General features: G+C 55.1%; 19 protein-coding genes. 8 read left to right on the top strand and 11 right to left on the bottom strand.

The features are described 5' to 3' along the window. Positions 1 to 176 precede the first annotated feature (176 nt). From proX to EoCCA6_RS06520, 8 genes are all read right to left on the bottom strand, one after another. Entirely contained in the window at positions 177 to 1,172 is a 996-nt protein-coding gene (gene proX, locus EoCCA6_RS06555; protein ID WP_152081986.1) for a glycine betaine/L-proline ABC transporter substrate-binding protein ProX, read from the bottom strand. Positions 1,173 to 1,181: 9 nt separating this feature from the next. Beyond that, positions 1,182 to 2,246 carry a glycine betaine/L-proline ABC transporter permease ProW gene (gene proW, locus EoCCA6_RS06550; protein ID WP_152081985.1) on the bottom strand — a complete coding sequence of 355 codons (1,065 nt, stop codon included), beginning with the start codon at positions 2,244 to 2,246 and terminating at the stop codon, positions 1,182 to 1,184. Then, entirely contained in the window at positions 2,239 to 3,441 is a 1,203-nt protein-coding gene (gene proV / locus EoCCA6_RS06545; RefSeq protein ID WP_152081984.1) for a glycine betaine/L-proline ABC transporter ATP-binding protein ProV, read from the bottom strand. Before proV ends, proW begins: the two co-directional genes overlap by 8 nt. Positions 3,442 to 3,774: 333 nt before the next feature. Continuing rightward, positions 3,775 to 4,734 (bottom strand): class 1b ribonucleoside-diphosphate reductase subunit beta, encoded by a 960-nt coding sequence (gene nrdF / locus EoCCA6_RS06540; protein WP_152081983.1) that lies wholly within the window; start codon positions 4,732 to 4,734, stop codon positions 3,775 to 3,777. Positions 4,735 to 4,743: 9 nt separating this feature from the next. Continuing rightward, complete coding sequence (nrdE, locus tag EoCCA6_RS06535; protein WP_152081982.1) at positions 4,744 to 6,888, bottom strand: class 1b ribonucleoside-diphosphate reductase subunit alpha; 2,145 nt, start codon at positions 6,886 to 6,888, stop codon at positions 4,744 to 4,746. Next, positions 6,861 to 7,271 (bottom strand): class Ib ribonucleoside-diphosphate reductase assembly flavoprotein NrdI, encoded by a 411-nt coding sequence (nrdI, locus tag EoCCA6_RS06530; RefSeq protein ID WP_152081981.1) that lies wholly within the window; start codon positions 7,269 to 7,271, stop codon positions 6,861 to 6,863. Before nrdI ends, nrdE begins: the two co-directional genes overlap by 28 nt. Then, positions 7,268 to 7,507, bottom strand: coding sequence for a glutaredoxin-like protein NrdH (gene nrdH, locus EoCCA6_RS06525; RefSeq protein ID WP_152081980.1), 240 nt, complete (start codon positions 7,505 to 7,507; stop codon positions 7,268 to 7,270). Before nrdH ends, nrdI begins: the two co-directional genes overlap by 4 nt. Positions 7,508 to 7,757: 250 nt before the next feature. Beyond that, positions 7,758 to 8,084, bottom strand: coding sequence for an ElaB/YgaM/YqjD family protein (locus EoCCA6_RS06520; RefSeq protein WP_152081979.1), 327 nt, complete (start codon positions 8,082 to 8,084; stop codon positions 7,758 to 7,760). Positions 8,085 to 8,244: 160 nt separating this feature from the next. Here EoCCA6_RS06520 and EoCCA6_RS06515 point away from each other — a divergent pair, with 160 nt between their 5' ends. Beyond that, positions 8,245 to 8,589, top strand: coding sequence for a DUF2002 family protein (locus tag EoCCA6_RS06515; protein WP_152081978.1), 345 nt, complete (start codon positions 8,245 to 8,247; stop codon positions 8,587 to 8,589). Between the two features lie 32 nt (positions 8,590 to 8,621). On the opposite strand, the gene alaE is transcribed toward EoCCA6_RS06515, so the two are convergent. Further along, positions 8,622 to 9,071, bottom strand: a complete 450-nt coding sequence (alaE, locus tag EoCCA6_RS06510; RefSeq protein WP_152081977.1) for an L-alanine exporter AlaE — start codon at positions 9,069 to 9,071, stop codon at positions 8,622 to 8,624. 486 nt (positions 9,072 to 9,557) lie between these two features. Between alaE and stpA the strand changes: the two genes are divergently transcribed. After that, complete coding sequence (stpA, locus tag EoCCA6_RS06505; RefSeq protein WP_152081976.1) at positions 9,558 to 9,962, top strand: DNA-binding protein StpA; 405 nt, start codon at positions 9,558 to 9,560, stop codon at positions 9,960 to 9,962. Positions 9,963 to 10,000: 38 nt separating this feature from the next. Here the strand turns inward: stpA and EoCCA6_RS06500 are convergent, their stop codons facing one another. After that, positions 10,001 to 10,180 carry a hypothetical protein gene (locus tag EoCCA6_RS06500; protein ID WP_152081975.1) on the bottom strand — a complete coding sequence of 60 codons (180 nt, stop codon included), beginning with the start codon at positions 10,178 to 10,180 and terminating at the stop codon, positions 10,001 to 10,003. Between the two features lie 185 nt (positions 10,181 to 10,365). Between EoCCA6_RS06500 and EoCCA6_RS06495 the strand changes: the two genes are divergently transcribed. Continuing rightward, complete coding sequence (locus EoCCA6_RS06495) at positions 10,366 to 10,524, top strand: YqaE/Pmp3 family membrane protein (protein WP_152081974.1); 159 nt, start codon at positions 10,366 to 10,368, stop codon at positions 10,522 to 10,524. On the opposite strand, the gene EoCCA6_RS06490 is transcribed toward EoCCA6_RS06495, so the two are convergent. Continuing rightward, positions 10,521 to 11,450 (bottom strand): LysR substrate-binding domain-containing protein, encoded by a 930-nt coding sequence (locus EoCCA6_RS06490; protein ID WP_152081973.1) that lies wholly within the window; start codon positions 11,448 to 11,450, stop codon positions 10,521 to 10,523. The two genes, EoCCA6_RS06495 and EoCCA6_RS06490, sit on opposite strands and share 4 nt — an antisense overlap. A gap of 321 nt (positions 11,451 to 11,771) precedes the next feature. On the opposite strand from EoCCA6_RS06490, the gene EoCCA6_RS06485 reads away from it, so the two are divergent. The 5 genes from EoCCA6_RS06485 to EoCCA6_RS06465 all read left to right on the top strand — a co-directional run bounded on the left by EoCCA6_RS06485 (position 11,772) and on the right by EoCCA6_RS06465 (position 17,958). Beyond that, entirely contained in the window at positions 11,772 to 12,377 is a 606-nt protein-coding gene (locus EoCCA6_RS06485; RefSeq protein ID WP_152081972.1) for an ankyrin repeat domain-containing protein, read from the top strand. Between the two features lie 106 nt (positions 12,378 to 12,483). Continuing rightward, positions 12,484 to 14,025: an acyl-CoA synthetase FdrA gene (fdrA, locus tag EoCCA6_RS06480; protein ID WP_152081971.1), complete on the top strand. Its 1,542-nt coding sequence runs from the start codon at positions 12,484 to 12,486 to the stop codon at positions 14,023 to 14,025. Continuing rightward, entirely contained in the window at positions 14,025 to 15,440 is a 1,416-nt protein-coding gene (locus EoCCA6_RS06475; RefSeq protein ID WP_174779594.1) for a YlbE family protein, read from the top strand. The genes fdrA and EoCCA6_RS06475 overlap by 1 nt, the downstream gene beginning before the upstream one ends. Before the next feature lie 11 nt (positions 15,441 to 15,451). Next, positions 15,452 to 17,005 carry a xanthine permease gene (locus tag EoCCA6_RS06470; protein WP_152081969.1) on the top strand — a complete coding sequence of 518 codons (1,554 nt, stop codon included), beginning with the start codon at positions 15,452 to 15,454 and terminating at the stop codon, positions 17,003 to 17,005. Next, positions 17,002 to 17,958 carry a carbamate kinase family protein gene (locus EoCCA6_RS06465; protein WP_152081968.1) on the top strand — a complete coding sequence of 319 codons (957 nt, stop codon included), beginning with the start codon at positions 17,002 to 17,004 and terminating at the stop codon, positions 17,956 to 17,958. Before EoCCA6_RS06470 ends, EoCCA6_RS06465 begins: the two co-directional genes overlap by 4 nt.

Raw genomic sequence — 17,958 nt, 5'->3', positions numbered from 1 at the left:
CATAATAACGAATGATTGTGAATGTTGGGGGATTGTTACGTGCTGTATTGTGCGGTTTAGGGGGGGGGGGCGGTTTGATCCCCTCACCCCGGCCCTCTCCCCAAAGGGAAGAGGGTGGTCAACGTTCCCTCTCCCCTTTGGGGAGAGGGTTAGGGTGAGGGGTAAGGGTTGTGTTTTTACTTCTGCGCCGCAAGCGCCTCTTTCACCCAGCCATCGAACTGCTGCTGGTGAGCTTTGATCCAGCCATCAACATGGCCTTTGATATCCGCTTCAGACGATTTGCCCGCATGCATCATGGCATTCTGCGCATTGATATCCGCCAGCGGCAGTTTCATTACCGAGAACAGCTTCGCCGCTGCCGGGTTTTTCTCTGCCCAGGCTTTATTCGCCACGATGTGCATGGTATTCACCGGGAAACCATAGTTCATGCCGTTCGGCAGTTTGGTGTCGATATCTTTCTGCTCGCCTGGCAGGGAGGAGAACGGCACCTGCAGCCACACCACATCTTTGCCCGGCTTCAGCACGTCGCTCACCCAGTACGGGGTCCAGGTGTAATAGATCACCGGCTTGCCTTCTTTGAAGCGGGCAATGGTGTCGGCCATCATTGCCGAGTAGTTGCCGTGGCTGACGTCTACGGTTTTCGCCAGGTCAAAGGCTTTGTTCTGGTGGTTAATCACCGCCTCGCAGCCCCAGCCCGGCGAGCAGCCCATCATGTCAGCTTTGCCGTCGCCGTTGGTGTCGAACAGTTTGGCGATCTTCGGATCTTTCAACTGCTCAATATTGGTGATGTGGTACTGGTCGGCGGTTTTTTTGTCGATCAGGTAACCCTGCGCCGCACCGGTCACGAAGGTGCCTTCGCGATAGAATTTCTTGTCACCCCCGGCGGCGGTATACATATCGTCGTGCAGCGGCTGCCAGTTGACGGCGGTAAAGGTGGCATCACCGGAGGCAATCGAGGTGTAGCCCACGTTGTAATCCACTTCGCTTGGCGTGTTAACGGTATAGCCCAGTTTCTCCAGCGCACGGCTGACGATCAGGGTCTGGAAAGTCTCTTCCGAAATGGTGCTCTGAACCGGTTGCACGGTAATGCCTTTGCCAGGCAGGTCAGCCGCAAACGTGCTGGTGGAGACAAGGGTCGCAAACGCTGTGGCAAAAAGTACGTGATGTCGCATCGTTGTTCCTTATTTTGTGAATGGGCGGGTCAGTAACCCGACAGGGCCGGTGGTATACCAGCGACGGTTGCCGCGACTGCGTGAATCACGACCGACAGCCTGCGTCAGGCGGTCAAGAATAATGGCGAGGATCACAATCCCGACGCCGCCGACGGTCGCCAGCCCCATATCGAGGCGGCCAATCCCGCGCAGCACCATCTGACCCAGCCCGCCGACGGCAATCATCGAGGCGATAACAACCATCGAAAGGGCCAGCATCAGCGTCTGGTTAACGCCCGCCATAATGGTTGGCATCGCCAGCGGGAGCTGAACCTTAAACAGCATCTGACGTGGGCTGGCCCCGAACGAGCGTGAGGCTTCGATCAGATCTCCCGGCACCTGGTTAATGCCCAGAATGGTCAGACGGATAATCGGCGGCAGGGCAAAGATAATGGTCACCACCACGCCCGGCACGTTACCGATACCGAACAGCATAACGATAGGCACCAGGTAGACGAACGCCGGAGTGGTCTGCATCGCATCCAGCAGCGGACGAATAATCTTCGCCGCCCGTGGGCTGCGCGCCAGCCAGATCCCCGTCGGCAGGCCGATCACCACGCAGAAGAGCAGGGCGGTCAGAACCAGCGCCAGGGTGATCATTGCCTGCGACCACGCGCCAATTGCGCCGATAGCGATCAGCGAGATCAGCGTGGCGATCCCCATACCTGCGCTACCGAACTGCCAGGCAATCAGGGAGAACAGGATGATGGCGACCGGAGCCGGCATGCCCAGCATCAGCTGCTGAAAGCCGTTGAGGATGTAATCCACCGGCACACGGATACCCTGGAAGACCGGACGGAAGTGCGTAACCACCCAGTCAATCCCCTCTGTGACCCAGCTGTCCAGCGGGATCAGCGTCTTGTGGAATGGGTCCATAATATTGAAGTGTTCTGGCGCAGGTGCGGGTGCGCTATTCAGCCAGTCTGCCGTACCGCCGCCATCGGCAGGTGCAGGCGTGGAACCCCACGCATCGGCAGATTGTGCAGCGCTGTCCGCCGCTTCAGTGGTGCCCCACGGGTTAGATTGATCAGCCATTATTTGCCCCCTCGCGATCTAAAGCCTGCAGCAACATGCGTTTAGAGATGATGCCGACGTACTGTTGTTTCTCACCCACTACCGGCACGGCACACGGAGCCTGGCCCACGTGAGAGAGCAACTCGCTGAGCGGCGTTTCGGCGTCCACGGCAAGCGGAGCGTCGATTAACGCCGCATCGATTCCCTGGTTTTCGCTGAGGGCGTTTTTCAGAGAGTCGATGGAGACAACGCCGACAAATTTATTGCCGCGTTCAACCAGATAACCGTATTCACGGTCTTCATCCTGCAGCAGCTTAAGCGCGGAGCGCGGGCCGAAGCCTGGCGTTTTACGAATAATGCCGTTCGGCGTGCGGCGGGCAATATCTTTGGCGCTAAATACCTGGCTAATATCCACGCCACGGAAGAAGGTACGCACATAATCATTTGCCGGATTATTCAAAATTTCATCCGGCGTGCCGACCTGCACCACTTCACCATTTTGCATAATGGCAATACGGTCGCCAATACGCATGGCTTCATCTAAATCATGGGAAATAAAGACAATCGTGCGCTGATGTTTAGCCTGTAATTTTACCAGCTCATCCTGCATCTCGGTACGAATTAACGGATCGAGCGCCGAGAAGGCTTCATCCATTAATAATATGTCTGGATTAATGGCTAATGCGCGGGCTAATCCCACGCGCTGACGCATCCCACCGGAAAGTTCATCCGGGTACGCATGAGCATAATTTTCCAGCCCCACCTGACGTAACGCATCGAGCGCTTTTTCCTGACGCTCAGCGGCAGCAACGCCCGCTAATTCCATACCAAAGGCGGCATTATCTAATACCGTCATATGTGGCATGAGCGCGAATGACTGGAACACCATCGCAATCTTTTTTCTGCGCACCTCGCGAAGCTCAGCGTCTGATATTCTGGCGATATCCACGCCGTCAATCAGCACCTGTCCGCGGGTGGGTTCAATCAGGCGATTGAGAAGGCGAACCATAGTGGATTTACCCGAGCCGGATAACCCCATGATGACAAAAATCTCGCCTTCTTCAATGGCCAGACTGGCGTCTTTAACGCCAAGCGACAGCCCGGTTTTTTCCAGAATTTGCTCTTTCGAAAGTCCTTTCTCGATATATTTGAACGCGCGCTGTGGATGCTCGCCAAATACTTTATAAAGATTTTTCACTTCTAATTTAATTGCCATGCAATAGAGAGTGTCCTGTTATTTGCTTATGTCGATATGATTACCATGGTAAATAGTTAACTGGCATTACCCTAACATACTGAGAATCTGAGACAACCCTGAGTCGGCTTATGGCATGAATTTTGCCGCAAGCGAAACGGCTGAATTTCCCATGAGTAAAGGGCTGAGCGTGGTTTGAATTTTTCTGAATTTTTTGCTGCTGCATCGGGAAATTTCGCCTGAATCGGAGTGATTCAGGCGAATATGACGTGGAAATTACAGTGTAGCTGCTATGACAATATCAGGGAGGAAATCGTCAGATTTAAATTAAATTAATGAACGTTAACACGTCCATTAAAAATCCCAGTCCTCGTCTTCGGTCTCCACAGCTTTACCCATCACATACGATGAACCAGACCCGGAGAAGAAATCGTGGTTTTCGTCAGCGTTAGGTGACAGCGCCGCCAGGATCGCCGGATTCACCTCCGCCATTTCCGGCGGGAATAGCGCCTCGTAGCCGAGGTTCATCAGCGCTTTGTTGGCGTTGTAACAGAGGAACGCTTTCACGTCCTCCTCCCAGCCCGTTCCGGCGTACAGCTCTTCGGTATAGCTCAGTTCGTTATCGTAGAGATCCATCAGCAAATCGAGGGCAAAACCTTTCAGTTCCTCACGCTTCGCTACGCTTACTTTCTCCAGCCCTTTCTGGTACTTATACCCAATGTAGTACCCGTGAACCGCTTCATCACGAATGATAAGACGGATCAAATCGGCGGTGTTGGTGAGCTTGCCGCGACTCGACCAGTACATCGGCAGCCAGAAGCCGGAATAGAAGAGGAAGGATTCCAGAAACACGCTGGCGATTTTCTTCTTCAGCGGCTCGTCGGACTGATAATAGTCCAGCACCAGGTTCGCCTTCCGCTGAAGGGATTCACTCTCTTCACTCCAGGTATACGCCGCATCGACATCTTTGGTCTGGCACAGTGTTGAGAAAATCGAACTGTAGGAGCGGGCATGGACCGCCTCCATAAAGCTGATGTTCGACATCACTGCCTCTTCGTGCGGCGTCAGGGCGTCGCTCATCAGCGCGGGCGCACCCACGGTGTTCTGGATAGTGTCCAACAGCGTCAGGCCGGTAAAGACGCGGATCGTCAGCTGTTGCTCGGCGTGGCTCAGCGTCTGCCAGGCCGGAATATCATTTGAGAGCGGCACCTTTTCCGGCAGCCAGAAGTTGCTGGTCAGGCGGTTCCACACCTCCAGGTCTTTATCGTCCTGAATTTTGTTCCAGTTAACGGCACTTACGCGTGACAGTTTCATCCTTTCTCCTTACAGCGCGCAGGACACGCAGCCTTCAATTTCGGTGCCTTCCAGCGCAAGCTGGCGCAGGCGAATGTAGTAGAGCGTTTTAATGCCTTTCTTCCAGGCGTAGATCTGCGCTTTGTTGATGTCCCGCGTGGTGGCGGTGTCCGGGAAGAAGAGCGTCAGCGACAGCCCCTGATCCACATGCTTTGTCGCCTCGGCATAGGTATCGATGATTTTTTCCGGGCCGATCTCATACGCGTCCTGATACAGGGCCAGGTTCTCATTGGTCATAAACGGGGCAGGGTAGTAAACGCGCCCGGTTTTGCCTTCCTTACGAATTTCAATTTTCGACACAATCGGGTGAATGCTCGACGTGGCGTGGTTGATATAGGAAATCGATCCGGTCGGCGGCACCGCCTGCAGGTTCTGGTTGTAGGTGCCGTAGCGCATCACGTCATCACGCAGCTGCTGCCACATTTCGCGCGTGGGCAGAACGATCCCCGCACGGGCAAACAGCGCGCGCACTTTTTCGGTTTTCGGCTGCCAGTCACCTTCAAGGTACTGGCTGAAATACTCCCCGCTGGCATAGCGCGACTGCTCGAAGCCCGCAAAGCGCTGATTACGCTCGCGCGCCAGCATCATCGAGGTATGCAGCGCATGCCAGGTGATGGTGTAGAAATAGAGGTTGGTGAAATCCAGCCCTTCGGGGCTGCCATAGGCGATGCCTTCCCGCGCCAGATAGCCGTGCAGGTTCATCTGCCCAAGCCCGATGGCGTGCGACGCGGCGTTGCCTGCCTCAATGGACGGCACGCTGCGGATGTGGCTCATGTCTGATACCGCCGTCAGCCCGCGGATGGCGGTCTCCACCGTGCGGCCAAAGTCGGGGGAATCCATGGTGTGGGCAATATTCAGCGACCCGAGGTTGCAGGAGATATCTTTGCCGATGTCCGCGTAGTCCAGGTTTTCGTCATAGGTGGACGCGCTGTTAACCTGCAAGATCTCCGAGCACAGGTTGCTCATGTTAATGCGCCCGGCAATCGGGTTAGCGCGGTTTACCGTATCCTCGTACATGATATACGGGTACCCGGACTCGAACTGAATCTCAGCCAGCGTCTGGAAGAAATCGCGGGCGTTAATGTGTTTTTTGCGAATGCGATCGTCAGCAACCAGCTCATCGTACAGCTCGCTGATGGCCACATCGCCAAAGGCTTTGCCGTAAATTCGTTCGATATCATAAGGCGAGAAGAGCGCCATCTCAGCATTCTCTTTGGCGAGCCTGAAGGTAACGTCCGGGATCACCACGCCAAGCGACAGGGTTTTGATACGAATTTTTTCGTCGGCGTTTTCGCGTTTGGTATCGAGGAAGCGCAGAATGTCTGGATGGTGCGCATGCAGATAAACCGCCCCTGCACCCTGACGAGCACCAAGCTGGTTGGCGTAGGAGAAGGCATCTTCCAGCATTTTCATCACCGGGATCACGCCGGAGGACTGGTTCTCAATGCGCTTAATCGGCGCACCCGCTTCACGCAGGTTTGAGAGCAGAAAGGCCACGCCGCCGCCACGTTTCGAAAGCTGCAGCGCCGAGTTCACCGCGCGGCCAATCGACTCCATATTATCTTCAATACGCAGCAGGAAGCAGGAGACCAGTTCGCCACGCTGGGCTTTACCGCAGTTGAGGAAGGTCGGCGTGGCAGGCTGGAAGCGGCCGGAAAGGATTTCGTCGGTCAGTTGCACAGCCAGCGTTTCATCGCCCTGCGCCAGCGTCAGCGCCACCATGACCACGCGATCCTCAAAGCTCTCCAGATAGCGTTTACCGTCAAAGGTTTTCAGGGTGTAGCTGGTGTAATACTTCCATGCGCCGAGGAAGGTCTGGAAACGAAAACCGCTGGCGTGCGCGCGCTCAAACAATTTCACCACGAAGGCGCGATCGTAGCGCGTCAGCACCCGCTCTTCGTAATAGCCCTCTTTAACCAGGTAGTCGAGACGTTCACTTTGGCTCCCAAAGGTCATGCTATTAGGACGGACGTGAGCGGCAAAAAAAGCGTCCACCGCCTCATGATCCTTGCCAAACTGGATGCGTCCCTCGCGGTCATAGAGGTTGAGCATCGCGTTCAATGCGTGGTAATCCGGTGTCGCCTGAATTACCCGTTCTGCGGTTGTCGTTGCCAAAATTCGTTCACTCCTTTACGCACGTTTTCTACGTCCTGCTGTGTCCCCATCAGTTCAAAACGATAGAGATACGGCACGCCGCATTTTTGAGAGATGACATCCCCGGCGCGGCCAAACGCATCGCCGAAATTGCGATTGCCCGCCGCGATCACGCCGCGAATGCGCTGCCGGTTGTGGGGATCGTTGAGAAAGCGGATCACCTGACGAGGCACGGCTCCCGCGGTTCCACCGCCGCCGTAGCTGGGCACTATCAGAATGTAAGGTTCGTCTACCTGAATACGTTCCCGCTCGTTAAGCGGGATACGTATCGCGGGCAGCCCGAGGCGCTCAATGAAGCGGAGCGTGTTCTCCGAGCTGCTGGAGAAGTAGACCAGCCCACTCATGCACTGGCGGCCTGAGCGGCAAGGCGGTTAATCATGTCCGGGCGGAACCCAGACCAGCTGGTTTCGCCTGCGACAACGACCGGCAGCTGGCGGAAGCCTTGCGCACGCAGGGTATCGGCGGCATCCGGGACCAGGTCAACATTCACCATCTCAAACGTAACGCCGCGGCTTTCCATTGCGCGTTTGGTCGCGTGGCACTGAACACAATCGTTACGAGTGTAAATAATAATGCTCATGATTCGTATTTCCATTTAGAATAAAAGGGCGGCGCGATTCGTCGCGTCAGGTTGTGTGTGGCTTGCTAAAGGGAATACTAGATGTAGTTGTGATAAGTTTCAACCATACAAGATATGGGAAATTTAGATTGATATGGCCACGATGATGAGCACAGCGCGGCAGGGCAGGCTGTACGGGTTTTTCAGGGATTCAGACAAAGAAAAGCCCCGGAGCCAGAGGCGACCGGGGCGGATGCGCAGTATTCCGCGTTTATTTACGCAAGCTGAGCAGAGCACCGACAAAGATCCCCACGGCGGCCACTGTACCGAGCGTACAAAGTGGCTTTTCACGAACAAAGGTGCTGGCGCAACTCACCGCATCGCATGCCGCCTGCGTTGCACGTGAACGGCCGTTCATCCGGGCACGTGTTTCGCGTAGCAAAGACTGAGCCTTACGTTTTGCGGCATCTGCTTCATCCTTCGCGTCACTTCCCCAGGACTTCAGCACTTCCTCCAGCGTATCCGCTAATTGGCTGACATCGTTACGAATATCCTGGGCGTCGTCGTTAATATCGTTTCGGTTCGGTCTGTTAAACATACGATCCTCCATAATTTTGCATTCCCGTTAAGTTTAGACCAGGAATTTAATCGCTGAAGTGAGTCACGGGTTATCAGGCCGTTTATGGAATATTCTGAAAGCCCTGCTAATGCTGAATACTGTAAGGTTGCCGGGCAGGAAAAGATAACGAGGAAGAGATATGTATTTACGACCCGATGAGGTGGCGCGCGTTCTTGAAAAAGCGGGATTCATCATGGATGCAGTGACCACAAAAGCCTATGGATATCGCCGTGGCGAGAATTATGTTTACGTCAACCGTGAAGCGAGAATGGGGCGCACGGCTTTGATTATTCACCCAACGTTAAAAGACAGAAGTTTGTCATTTGCTGAACCTGCCTCGGATATTAAAACCTGCGATCATTATCAGCAATTTCCGCTCTATTTAGGCGGAGAAACGCATGAACATTATGGTATTCCGCATGGTTTCAGCTCGCGTATGGCGCTGGAACGTTTTCTGAAGGGACTGTTTGGCGACGTCCAATAAGCCTGCGACTGGCATGAGCCAGTCGCCTCACCTTATGCTTTTGCCTGGTTGTACTGGCTGACTTTAAACAAGCGACGGCAATAGTCGAGAAAGTAGCCATATACCGCGCCCATCAACATCGAAATCACGATATTAGAGCTGACCGCTGCGGCGATTTGATGCCAGTCTGCGCCCACGGTCAACAGAATAGCGACATAAACCGGGGACTGGAATGTCACGTATGCCAGCACGTCTGCCAGGTTTTTCACCCAGCCAGCCGGGCTAATGCGACGGGCAAAGCGCATGATCGCGTCGCGATATAAACCATAAGGCCAGGCAATAATGATATTGACCGGGATCGCCACCAGGCGAGAGGAAAGCGACTGCTCGAAGGTCATTCCGGAGAGAAATATTTCAATCAGCATGTTCACGATGGAACAGTAAACTACCATCGCGAAGGTATCCGCTACCGCATGGCGCAGGCGTGACTGCGGTGAGAACATGTCTGAACTCCTTGAGAAGCGCATAATAGGGGCGTTTTTTCTAATCCAGGTAGTGGTTTAGATTGCTTTGTTTGGTGTGTATAGAGTATATCTCTGGCTTTGAACTAGCAATTAGCGATTAATTTTTATTTAATGCCGTTTTTCCCATAAAATCCTCCAGGGTTGCCTGTTTTTTACTCGCTTCGTTATTTTCTTTCCCGTTTCTTATTTTGGTTATTTAAATCAATGGGTTATTTTTATTTCGCACAGGGGGATTTTCCCACTGTGCGGGCCTCCCTCGATTGAGTGAAAAGTGAGCAGATTATATTGATGGCATGATTAATACCTGAAGAATCATGCATGCCTCTTCTCGGATATATAATTTAAATACTTTAAAATATTTACAATATTAGCAAAAAGAGCCTATGGGTAGATATTACAGATGAAATGAATTATCCTCTGGTCTGATTTTTCGTTTGATCCATCAATTAAAGGTTTTCAATTAATATGTCTTTGACGTTACAGAATCTTAATAATATCCGCACGCTTCGTGCGCTGGCGCGTGAATTATCCATGGACGTTCTGGAAGAAGTTCTGGAAAAAGTCAGGATTGTCACTGAAGAAAAACGCAGCGAGCAAGCGGAGCTTGAACAGCAGCGTGCTGAGCAGCAGGATAAAATTAACGCCCTGCTGGAACTGATGAAAGCCGATGGTATTTCGCCAAGCGATCTGCTGAGCAGTGAACTGCTTCAGGGGGGTCATCAGGTGAAAAAACGTAAAACGCGCGAAGCGAAATATCGCTTTATCGACGCGAACGGTGAAGAGAAAACGTGGACCGGTCAGGGCCGCACGCCGAAGCCAATCGCCAATGCGCTGGCAAACGGTAAATCACTGGACGATTTCCTGATCTGATCAGAAAGCCGGGCGGTATACGCCGCCCGGTTGCCTGTTTAGCAGACGCCAAAGTCGCCCTCTTCTGTGTACGGCGCAACCTCCGCCGCTTTAAGAGTAAACTTCTCGCCTTGTTCATTGCTGGCCTGAACTGCCACAATGCTATCGCCATTCACTTCAAGCACTTTCAGTTTCGGGCCGCCTTTACGCGGTTGCACATAATCGCCGACAGAAAACATAGCACCTCCTCATCATCGTGTTCTTCACCTTAGCTCAGGTCTGGCGCAGGGTACAGTTTAAGCCAGTGTAAAGAGGGTAAAGGCAGGTAAAAGCCTGAGAGCAGTATGGCAGTTGCCGATATTATGGCTACGCTTAGAGATTAAATCTCTTTTTTAACAATGACTTTTGCTTGTACGGAGAAATTATGGGTTTTTGGCGTATTGTCTTTACAATCATCCTTCCGCCGCTGGGCGTGTTGCTTGGGAAAGGCTTTGGCTGGGCGTTTATCCTGAACATCATTCTGACGCTGCTGGGCTACATCCCTGGCCTTATCCACGCCTTTTGGGTTCAGACCAAAAACTAAGCGCGCCAGAGTAAATCGCTGTAGATCCCGGTCAGAACGCCCTCTGGCGCAAACTGTTGTTTGATCCAGCGCGTGACCTGGCCGGTTGCCGCATGCTGTGTGGCGAGCAACATACGCGAATCCTGACGCGGGTTATTGATGCGCCGCGTCACCAGCAAACCCTCTTCTACCGCCTCCCGCGCCATATACTCCGGTAAAAATCCAATCCCTTCGCCCAGGATCTGACACTGGCATTTGGTGTTGAAATCCGGCACCAGAATCGCCTCCTGCCCGTGCAGCAGCCAGCCGACCTTCTTATTAATGGTGTGGGCGGTGTCCTCCACCATGATGTTGGGATACAGGCGCAGCTGGCTTTCTGCAATCGGCTCCGGCATAAACGCCAGCGGGTGTTCTGGCGCGATGGCAAAGACCCAGCGAATGGCACCAATCTCAGTGTAATCAATGCCGCCGCCGTCGAGCAGCGTGTCCGGCGCACCAATGGCGATATTCGCCTGGTTGTTAATGATGGAATCCCAGACGCCGTTATACACCTCGGTGGTGACGGTGATCTGGCAAGTGGGAAACTGTTTTTTCAGCACCTGCAGCAGTCGGGCGGTGTGCCGTGGCGTATACAAAAGCTGATTAATACAGATGCGCACCCGCGCTTCAATCCCCTGTGAAATCGTATCAATCCCGCGCTTGATGGCGTGAAAGTCGTTCAGCAGGTCGGTGGCTTTACGGTAAAAGTAAAAGCCGGACTCGGTAAGTTCAATGCTGCGGGTATTGCGCACGAACAGCACCACGTCCAGCCCGGTCTCCATGCGCTTGATGGTGTAACTGATCGCGGAGGTCGTGACGCCAAGTTCTCCGGCGGCTTTGCTGAAGCTGCCAAAGCGTGCCGCTGTGGTGAATGCCAGTAAATTCTCTTCGGTAAAGATGGAATTCATATCACAGCTCCTGGTTGCCATCAGTTTTGAACATATTTTAACAACGCCGTTACAACGTATTTGATGCCGGTCACAATTCTGACTCTTTGCTGCGAGCCGCGCCGTGCAAGGCTTTTTCAGCCATAAGCATAATGCAGTGTGACGGGCGAAAAAGCGGTGAAACATAAGAAAAAGGTTGCACAGGCGCACGTTTTCGCTGAACTGTTAAATTTAACTCAACAATGAATTGACTGTCGATGAATCATTTTTAAGCGGATTCTTTTATGACCAGGCTGTTGCTATTCTCAGGTCATCAGAAATAAAAACACCGGGAGTCTGAATATGTCTGCAAACGAACTCGTTACTGAATTTCTGCTGGCGGCAGAGCAAGGCAACGTTGATGCGCTAAAAGCCTGCCTGGATAAAGGCGTGGATATCAATGCCACTAACCGCCAGAAAAGAACCGCCATTATTATCGCCAGTCTGAATAAGCATTATTCCTGTGTGGAGTTTTTAATTACCGCGGGTGCAGACATTGATAAACAGGATCAAACCTGCTTTAACCCTTTTCTCATTAGCTGCCTGACCAATGATTTAACCCTGCTGCGGATTGTATTACCCGCCGGCCCGGATCTGGATCGCCTGACGCGCTTTGGCGGTGTCGGCATTACGCCTGCCAGCGAAAAAGGCCACGTGGAGATCGTGCGTGAACTGCTGGCGAAAACGGATATCAACGTCAACCACACCAACTTCGTCGGCTGGACACCGCTGCTGGAAGCCATCGTATTAAACGACGGCGGCGCGAAACAGCAGGAGATTGTGAAACTGCTGCTGGATAACGGCGCGAACCCACACATGACCGACAAATACGGCAAAACCCCGCTCGAACTGGCGCGGGAAAAAGGCTTCCATGCGATAGCTGACCTGCTGCTGGCGGCGGGCGCATAATTTATTTGACCAGCCTTTTCCGGCTGGTCACGTATTAAAAAAGCATTCAACCGTCGTGCATTTTGCACGATGGCGGCCCCCTTTTATCCGCATTCAGGAGAAAATAATGCCAACCAAAATCGTCATAAAAAAGAATACTTATTTTGATTCGGTCTCATTAATGTCGGTGTCCACCAAAGCCAATAAATTGCCGGGTGTTGAACAGGCATTTGTGGCCATGGCGACGGATATGAACAAAGGCGTATTAAAAAACCTCGGGCTGTTAACGCCGGAATTAAGCGATGCCAAAAACGGCGACCTGATGATCGTCATAAAAGGCGACGCGGCGAATGATGAAACGCTGGCGGCCATTGAAGCGTTATTCACCCGTAAAGAGAGTGCAGGTTCCCATGAAGCGCGCTACGCCACGATTGCCAGCGCGAAAACCCATCGCCCGGACAGCAACCTTGCGGTCATTTCCGTCAACGGCACCTTCGCCGCCCGCGAAGCTCGTCAGGCACTGGAAAACGATCTCAACGTGATGCTGTTTTCCGATAACGTGTCGCTCGACGATGAGCTGGCGTTAAAACAACTGGCGCATGAGAAAGGATTGCTGATGATGGGGCCAGACTGCGGCACCGCCATCATCAACGGCGCGGGACTGTGCTTCGCCAACGCGGTGCGCCGTGGGCCGATTGGGATTATCGGCGCATCCGGCACCGGCAGCCAGGAGCTGAGCGTGCGCATTCACGAATTCGGCGGCGGCGTGTCGCAGTTGATTGGCACCGGCGGGCGCGATCTCAGTGAAAAAATCGGCGGCCTGATGATGCTCGATGCCATCGACATGCTGGAAGCGGACGAGGGCACGCAGGTGATTGCGCTCATCTCCAAGCCGCCAGCGCCAGCCGTGGCTGAAAAGGTGCTGGCCCGTGCGCGCGCCTGCCGCAAGCCCGTGGTGGTCTGCTTCCTCGGTCGAAATGAACCGCCTGCTGATGAAGACGGTTTGCAGTTTGCACGCGGCACCAAAGAGGCTGCGCTAAAAGCGGTTCTGCTTACCGGCATCAAAAAAGAGTCCCTCGATCTGCACCCACTCAACTGGCCGTTAATCGAAGAGGTGCGCGCCCGCCTGACCCCGCAACAGAAGTACATTCGCGGCCTGTTTTGCGGCGGCACGTTGTGCGACGAAGCAATGTTTGCCGCACTTGAGAAGTACGACGATGTTTACAGCAACATCCAGCCCGATCCGGCGAAACGGCTGGACGATATCAACGTCAGTAAAGCCCATACCTTCCTCGACTTTGGTGACGATGATTTCACCAACGGCAAACCGCATCCGATGATCGACCCGACCAACCGCATCAGCCGCCTGTTACAGGAGGCACGTGACCCGGAAGTGGGCGTGATTGTCATGGACTTTGTGCTGGGCTTCGGCGCGCACGACGATCCGGTGGGCGTAATGATTGACGCCATCAAAGAGGCGCAGGCAATCGCGAAGGCCGATAACCGTCCGCTGGACATTCTCGGCTATGTGCTCGGCACCGATCGGGATCTGCCATCGCTGGCGCAGCAGTGTCAGCTGCTGACCGATGCGGGCGTCATCTGGGCCAGCAGCAGTACCAATACCGGATTACTGGCGCGTGAATTTGTCTGCAAAGGGGAGAACGCATAATGACGACTTTATTTAACCAGCCGCTGAATGTGATTAACGTCGGCATTGCGATGTTTAGCGACGACCTCAAAAAACAGCATGTGCCCGTGACTCAACTGGACTGGACGCCGCCGGGACAGGGCAATATGCAGGTGGTGGAAGCCCTCGATCAACTGGCGGCTAAACCGCTGGCCGATAAAATCGCCGCCGCCAATAAGATTGCGCTTGAGCGCATTATTCAGTCCCATCCGGTGCTGGTGGGTTACGACCAGGCCATTAACGTTGTGCCGGGAATGACCCGCACCACCATTCTGCACGCAGGCCCGCCTGTCTCCTGGGAAAACATGTGCGGAGCCATGAAAGGGGCAGTCACCGGGGCGCTGGTGTTTGAAGGGCTGGCGAAAGATATTAAAGATGCCGAACGGGTGGCCGCTTCTGGAGAGATCACCTTTTCGCCGTGCCACGAGCACGACTGCGTCGGCTCGATGGCGGGCGTCACCTCCGCATCGATGTTTATGCACATCGTTGAGAACAAAACCTACGGCAACCGCGCGTTCACCAACCTCAGCGAGCAGATGGCAAAAATTCTGCGTATGGGGGCTAACGACCAGAGCGTGATCGACCGCCTGAACTGGATGCGCGACGTGCTCGGCCCGATGCTGCGCGACGCAATGAAGATTATCGGTGAAATCGACCTGCGCCTGATGCTGGCCCAGGCGCTGCACATGGGCGACGAGTGCCACAATCGCAACAACGCGGGCACCACGCTGCTGATCCAGGCGCTGACGCCGGGGCTGATTCAGGCGGGCTATCCGGTCGAGCAGCAGCGCGAGGTGTTTGAGTTTGTCGCCAGCAGCGACTACTTCTCCGGCCCGACGTGGATGGCAATGTGCAAAGCCGCGCTGGATGCCGCCCACGGCATTGAGTACAGCACCGTGGTCACCACTATGGCGCGCAATGGCTACGAGTTCGGCCTGCGCATCTCCGGCCTGCCGGGGCAGTGGTTCACCGGTCCGGCGCAGCAGGTGATTGGCCCGATGTTCGCAGGCTACAAGCCGGAAGACTCCGGGCTGGATATCGGCGACAGCGCCATCACCGAAACCTACGGCATCGGCGGCTTTGCGATGGCAACGGCTCCGGCGATTGTGGCGCTGGTGGGCGGTACGGTGGATGAAGCCATCGACTTCTCCCGCCAGATGCGTGAAATCACGCTCGGCGAAAACCCGAACGTCACCATTCCGCTGCTCTCGTTTATGGGCATCCCGACCGCCATTGACATCACGAAAGTGGCGGGCAGCGGCATTCTGCCGGTGATCAACACCGCCATTGCTCACAAAGACGCCGGTATCGGCATGATTGGGGCGGGCATCGTTCACCCGCCGTTTAGCTGTTTTGAAAAGGCGCTGTTGACCTTCCGCGATCGCTACTTTTTATAAGGCATGCATCCATGAAAAACATGAAACTGGAGTGGAAAAGAGGTGACTGGGCGGCGTATTTCGGGTTGATGACCAACAACCTGACCAATTTGCTGACCATGATGGGGCTGCTCATTTTTGTCGTCGGCATCCCGAAGGAGATTGTTTATGGACGCATCGCGCCAGCCTTCGGGCTGGCGGTGCTGGTGGCGAGCGTCTGCTATGCGTGGTTTGGCCTGCAGATGGCGCGCCAGAGCGGGCGAACGGACGTTACCGCACTGCCGTCCGGCCCCAGCGCACCGTCGATTTTTACCGTGACCTTCCTGGTCCTGATGCCGGTTTATCAGCAAACCGGTGACGCCGATTTCGCCATTCAGATCGGTCTGGTGTGGTGCTTTGTCGAAGCGATGATCCTGGCGGGCGGTTCGTTCCTGGGGGAAACCATTCGCAAGATGATCCCGCGTACCGTGCTGCTGTCGTGCTTGTCTGGTCTGGGCCTGCTGCTGCTGGCGATGAACCCGATGCTCCAGGCGTTCGAAGCGCCCACCGTGTCGTTTATTGTTCTGCTGCTGATCTTCATCAACTGGTTTGGCAAAAAGCCAATCTTCGCCAAAATCCCGACGGGCCTGCTTCTGCTGATTGCCGGTACGGCACTGGCGTGGATCTCCGGTCTGCAAAGCCCGGATGCCATTAAAGCGTCCATGTCCTCCTTCGGCTTTAACCCGCCGTCCGTGCATATCGAAGGCTTTATGCAGGGCTTGCCGCACGCGCTGCCGTATCTGGCGTCTGCGGTTCCGCTGGGGCTGGCAAACTACATTTTTGACCTGGAAAACATCGAAAGCGCCCACGCGGCGGGGGATGAGTACCCGACCCGCAAGGTGATGCTGGCGAACGGTCTGGCGTCGATGCTCGGCTGCCTGATGGGTAACCCGTTCCCGGTGACGGTCTACGTCGGCCACGCGGGCTGGAAAGCGATGGGAGCCAGCATCGGCTACACGCTGGCCTCTGGTGTAACCATGTTCATCGTGCCGCTGTTCGGGCTGGGGGCGTTTATGCTCGCCATCATTCCGATGACTGCCATTGTGCCGATCCTGGTGTTTATCGGCGTTGTCACCGCCAACCAGGTGGTGAGGGAAACGCCAAAAGTGGAGGTGCCCGTTATCTTCATCTGCCTGTTCCCGTGGATCGCCAACTGGGCGCTGACCATGATGAACAGTGTGATGGGCGCGGCGGGGACGAATGCCGCGAAAATTGGCACCGATGTACTGCACAGCAAAGGCATCTATTACGAAGGGCTGGTGCATCTGGGCAACGGCGCACCGCTTGCCAGTATGCTCTGGGGCTGTATCGCCATCTTCGCCATTATCAACAAACCGCTGCGCGGCGCGGTGGCGGCGGCGGTCGGTGCATTGCTGGCGCTGTTTGGCGTGATCCATGCGCCAGCGGTGGGCTTTGCCGAAGGCAGTTCGCTGATGTTCGTTACGGCCTACCTGATGATGGGCGGCATGTTTGTGATGAAGCATGTGCTCGACAGCCGCGAAGCGGCGAGCGCTGAAGCAGGCACCGTTGCGAAGGAGCAGGTATGAAAGAGCTTATGGTCGTCGCCATTGGCGGCAACAGCATTATCAAAGACAACGCCAGCCAGTCGGTTGAGCATCAGGCGCAGGCGGTAAAGGCGGTGGCTGACTCCGTGCTGGAGATGCTGGCCTCCGACTATGACATTGTGCTCACCCACGGAAACGGCCCCCAGGTGGGGCTGGATCTTCGCCGCGCCGAGATTGCTCACGAGCGGGAAGGATTGCCGCTGACGCCGCTGGCGAACTGTGTAGCAGACACCCAGGGCGGTATCGGCTACCTGATCCAGCAGGCGCTCAACAACCGCCTGGCGACGCGCGGGGAGCAAAAAGCGGTGACGGTGGTCACGCAGGTGGAGGTGGATAAACACGATCCTGGCTTTACGCACCCGACGAAACCGATCGGCGCATTTTTCAGCGAGGCGCAGCGTGACGAGCTGCAACGTGCGCACCCGGACTGGCATTTCGTTGAGGATTCAGGACGTGGCTATCGCCGCGTGGTGGCCTCCCCGCAGCCGCTGCGCATTGTCGAGGCCGATGCGATCAAAACCCTGACGCAAAAAGGCTTCGTGGTGATTGGCGCAGGTGGCGGCGGTATTCCGGTGGTTCGCACTGAACAGGGAGATTACCAGAGCGTTGACGCGGTGATTGATAAAGACCTCTCCACCGCACTGCTGGCGCGTGAGATCCGCGCCGACGTGCTGGTGATCACCACCGGCGTGGAGAAAGTGTGCATCCACTTCGGCAAGCCGAATCAACAGGCGCTGAGCACGGTGAACGTGGCGCAGATGACGCGCTACAGGGAAGAAGGGCATTTTCCGGCGGGCAGCATGCTGCCGAAAATCGTCGCCTCGCTGGAATTCCTGCATCACGGCGGCAGACGCGTGATCATCACCTCGCCGGACTGCCTGCCCGCGGCGCTGCGCGGGGAAACCGGCACCCATATTGTGAATGAAGGAAGATAA

Origin of the sequence: Enterobacter oligotrophicus, assembly GCF_009176645.1 — a bacterium.
In the GTDB taxonomy this organism is placed as follows: domain Bacteria; phylum Pseudomonadota; class Gammaproteobacteria; order Enterobacterales; family Enterobacteriaceae; genus Enterobacter; species Enterobacter oligotrophicus.
The sequence above is the reverse complement of the archived record's forward strand: the minus strand, read 5'-3'. Positions and strand labels throughout refer to the sequence as shown.